2 protein-coding genes are annotated in these 4,930 nt (G+C 31.2%); both read left to right on the top strand.

The genetic code is table 11. The features are described from left to right. Nucleotides 1–226 precede the first annotated feature (226 nt). Nucleotides 227–3,646, top strand: coding sequence for a LamG-like jellyroll fold domain-containing protein (locus tag U9R42_02470; protein ID MEA3494878.1), 3,420 nt, complete (start codon nt 227–229; stop codon nt 3,644–3,646). An 89-nt stretch (nt 3,647–3,735) separates the two neighbouring features. After that, complete coding sequence (locus U9R42_02465) at nt 3,736–4,566, top strand: S1-like domain-containing RNA-binding protein (protein MEA3494877.1); 831 nt, start codon at nt 3,736–3,738, stop codon at nt 4,564–4,566. The last annotated feature ends 364 nt before the right edge of the window (nt 4,567–4,930 follow it).

Raw genomic sequence — 4,930 nt, 5'->3', positions numbered from 1 at the left:
TTTTTGATGAGATTTTTATTTTTTGAGACGAGGCGATGCCTTAGCATCAGTGAGTTGAGAAAGATAAAAATATCGCAAAAAGATAGGAATCTAATTTTGCAGAGTTTTCTTAGAGACACTAAATAATAATTAACAAAAAATATACTTGGTATAAATATTAGTAATATACAAAATATTTGTACATATTTGCTATTCAAAATCAAATTCATTTTTTAATAAGAATACTATGAAAACAAAAATTTTCTCATTAAGAATAGGTGTTATTGCAATATTTACTTGTTTTGCATTTATTTTTTTATTCAATAAAAAATCAAATGCACAAGACACAACAATAGTTCAAACATTAGATTTTCAAGATATAACAAAAAGAAGAGGTTGGTATGTTTTTCCTTCTGATACTGCTTCTTTTGAAAAAATATTGATGTACTACACCTTAAAATGCGATGCGGCAACTACCAAAGACAAATACGCTTGCGGAGAATGGGATTATTCTACTTTTACACGCCTTTATGAATACGAAAATACTGATGCTCCATTTTTTGTAAAAGGCACAAACAATGCTCCCGATTCAATTCTTTTTTCAAACACTGCTGTTTATTCAATTTATCAAAAATATCAATACACAATTATTTATGACACTATAAAATCGGAAAATGATTATACATTATCCTCAGGAACAACCACTCAAATATTACCATTTAACACAAATAAAACAAGAAGCAAAACACAATATCTATGGACAGCATCAGAATTATTAAATGCAGGATTAACAGCAGGAAATATTGATAAAATGAAGTTTGATATTATTTCACAAGGAAGTGAAATTAATAATCTTTCAATAAAAATAAAACATACTTCATTAACAGCTTTAGACAAAATTGAAACCGAAGGTTTTACAAAAGTTTATTTTAAAAATTCAAGTTTTCAAAATACTGGATTAAATAGCATAAACTTTTTTAATGCATTTAGCTGGAATGGTTCTGATAATATAATTGTAGAAATTAGTTTTACAAATGCAAATGCAGGAAGTGATAATACCGTAATGGGAGATACAACAAGTTTTAACTCTTGCATAAGCACTTCAACCGAAGATTCATATTTGTCTTTTGATGGTGAAAATGATTATGTAAATTGTGGTGATATTGATGAACTTGACGGTACAACAGCTTATACATTTGAAACATGGGTAAATATTCACGAATGGAAATCATGGAAAAGTATATTAACTAAGGCAGGGAAAATTTCTATTCAAACAGGCTCCAAAAAAGGAAGTTTGTATTGCATAATGAGAAATCCCAACAATACTTACGGATATAAAAACGATGTCATTAAACTTGATGAATGGACACATCTTGCTGTAACTTATGACGGTACAAAATCAACAAATGCCGAAAAACTCAGGCTTTTTGTAAATGGTGTGGAAATTAATTTAACCTATAATGGAAGCATTCCTACAACAACATTTACAAGTGATATGCCTTTAACAATTGCTTCTGTCTCGGGTTTAAAAGCAGATTTTGATGATGTTAGAATATGGAATACTGCTGTTAGTGAGACTGAAATAAATAATTGGATGTATAAAGAATTAGATAATTTACATCCTAATTATTCAAGCTTGCTTGTTTATTATCCGATGAATACCGAAAACGGATATTTGCTTACAGACAATTCAGCTAACAAAACTAAGGGAGTAATGATAGGACTTCCACAGTGGAGAAACTTTAATGGTAGTGAATTATTAAAAAATTCACAAACTTCAAAGGAAAGACCAAATGTTACTTTTGTTCAAGCTAATTATATTTCTCATATTGACTCAATTATAACTGCCGATACAATTATGAATTCAAAACTATCGGTTATTGAGAAATCACTTTCAAAAGATTTTAGCGGAAGTGGAATTGGTCAAACAAATATTGATACTTTTATAGGATGGGAAGCAGGAAATACTTTTACATTTAAACCTAATGGTGAAAAAATAATTTCAGGATATAAACAAGCTGATCAGATATTCAGGAATAGTTATAAATCAAAAATTCATCAAATTCAAAATTATGTAACCCCTTACGGCATTAACCTAAACCTTGGAAAAGACGGTTTTACATGGATTTATGATGTAACAGATTACAAGCCTTGGCTACACGATACCGTTGATATAAGTGCTGGAAATCAACAAGAACTTATTGACCTTAAATTTGTGATGATAAAAGGAACACCTCCAAGAGATGTTGTTGAATTAAAAACCATCTGGCGTGGAAATTATCAGCACACACAAATTGCCGATAATATTGCATTGCCGGCAGTTGATGTAAAGCTGAATCCAAATGCATCACAATATATTATTAAAACAAGAGCTACAGGACACGGGATGGGAAGTGTAAGCAACTGCTCGGAATTTTGTCCTAAATACTTTAATTTAAAAATAAACGGAACTAAAGAATTTGAGTGGTTGAATTGGAAAGAATGTGCCGAAAATCCCGTTTATCCTCAAGGTGGAACATGGATTTATGACCGTGCAGGATGGTGCCCAGGAAGTTTTGCCAAAACTTTTAATTGGGATATTTCACATCTTGTAAATCCAGGTGAAACAGCTTCAATTGACTATGGAATGCAAGCATATAAAAGCGGAGAAAGTGGTAATTATTGGGTTACTGTTCAATTAATTTCTTATGATGAGCCAAATTTTAATCTTGATGCTTCTATTGTTGAAGTTATTTCTCCCAATAAAAATGAGCTTTACAACAGGATAAATCCTATTTGTAGTTTGCCAAAAGTTGTAATAAAAAATACAGGAAAACAGAAGCTTACCTCACTTACTTTTGATTTTTATGTAAAAGGTGGTGATAGTGAAAGTTATGAATGGACAGGTGAACTTGATTTTATGGAAGCCGACACAATACATCTTCCTATTCCCGGAGTGGAATTTTGGGAAACAGATGAAGAAAAAAACATTTTTCATGTAGAAATTTCTAAACCTAATGGAGGTACTGACGAATATTCAAACAATAATATTTGCGAAAGAGAATACAACATTCCGGATGTTTTTACTGAAAAATTTATTTTCCAATTGAAAACAAACAAACGTGCTTTTACAAATTCATTTACAATAAAAGATAAAGATGGAAATATAGTTTTCTCCCGAACTAATTTGGAAAATACAAAAGTTTATCTTGATACAATTGATTTGCCTGACGGATGTTACACCTATGAATTACTTGATGGAGATAATGACGGTCTTTCATTTTGGGCACGTCCTAGCTCAGGAAGTGGCTACCTTAGGTTAAGGGATGTAAACACAGGACAAACTTTGAAAACTTTTCAAAATGATTTTGGAAGAAGTATAATTTATGATTTTACTGTTGCTTACGAAACAAATTCACTGGATGAATTATCGAGAAGCATCTTTATTTCTGCATGGCCAAATCCTGCTGATAAAGAACTTAATATTGAAACAAACGGCTTTAAAGTAAAAACAATATCATTGGAAATTTTTGATTTACAAGGAAAAAAAGTTCTTTCAAAACTTATTAATAATTCCAAAAAGCATTCATCGGAAGTAATTGATGTTTCATCTTTAAATAAAGGAATTTATTTTGTAAAAGTAAGCGGAGAAGGAATTTTAAAAACAGAAAAGATTGTTGTGAAATAGTTTAAGATGCAAGATACAGGATACAAGATACAAGATACAGGATACAAGAGAAAGGATGACGGAATTGCATAACATAAATTAAAAAACTCATGATAGAAATAGGGAAAAATAATGTTCTTAAAGTTCTTAGGCACAAAAGCGTAGGCGTTTATCTTGGTGATAATGAAGGCAATGATGTTCTTTTGCCAAACAAATATGTTCCTGAAAACATTGAGGTTGATGATGAAATTGATGTTTTTATTTACAAAGATTCGGAAGACAGAATAGTTGCTACTACACTGGAACCAAAAATAAAACTCAATGAATTTGCTTGTTTGCAAGTAAAAGAAGTTAATAAATTTGGTGCTTTTCTTGATTGGGGATTAGAAAAAGACCTGCTTCTCCCTTTTTCAGAACAAAATACAAGGATGCAAAAAGACGAATTGATTGTCGTTTATTTATTTTTAGATGAAAAAACAGGCAGACTTGCGGCTTCAACTAAAATAAAAAAGTATTGTGATAATGAAAAGATAACAGTAGAAATTAACGAAAAAATAGAATTGCTTGTTTTTGAAAAAACTGACCTTGGAGTAAATGTAATTATCAACAGTCTGCACATCGGTTTGATTTATCACAATGAAATATTTAAAAAAATTAAAGTAGGAGAGAAGCTTCAGGGTTTTGTCAAAAATATCAGAGAAGATAATAAAATAGATGTAAGCATACAAAAACAAGGTTACGAGAACATTGAACCAAATGCAAAAAAAATACTTTTGGAATTGGAAAATAACAAAGGTTTTTTGGCACTAAACGATAAAAGTGATCCTATCCAAATAAAATCTGTTTTGGAAATGAGTAAAAAAACTTTTAAAAAATCAATTGGCTCACTTTACAAACAAAAAATTATTCGCATAGAAAAAGATGGGATTTACCTTTTGTAAGAAGTTGGCAGTAAGTAGTCCACAGTCAAGAACAGTCCTCAGTCTTCAGTCCACAGTCGGCAGTCAAAAACAGTCCTCAGTCAACAGTCAAATTCCGAATAAACAAGAAGAAGTACTTAGAGTACTTAAAGTGCCTAAAGTACTTAGAGTTATGTGTTACGAATAAACAAATTACCAGTCCGCAGTCGGCAGTCTCCAGTCAGCAGTCAAAAACAGTCAACAGTTCGCAGTCAAATTCCAAATAAACAGATAAACAAATAAACAATTCCTACAACAACAACCCATAAAATCGTCATTGTGAGGGAGGTACGACCGCGACAATCTCGGGCTTTTTAGCAGAGGTAGTCAAAAACAGTCCTCAGTC

This window comes from Bacteroidota bacterium, from assembly GCA_034723125.1.
In the GTDB taxonomy this organism is placed as follows: domain Bacteria; phylum Bacteroidota; class Bacteroidia; order CAILMK01; family JAAYUY01; genus JAYEOP01.
Note: the sequence above shows the minus strand (reverse complement) of the source record. Positions and strands in the feature narration are given on the sequence as shown.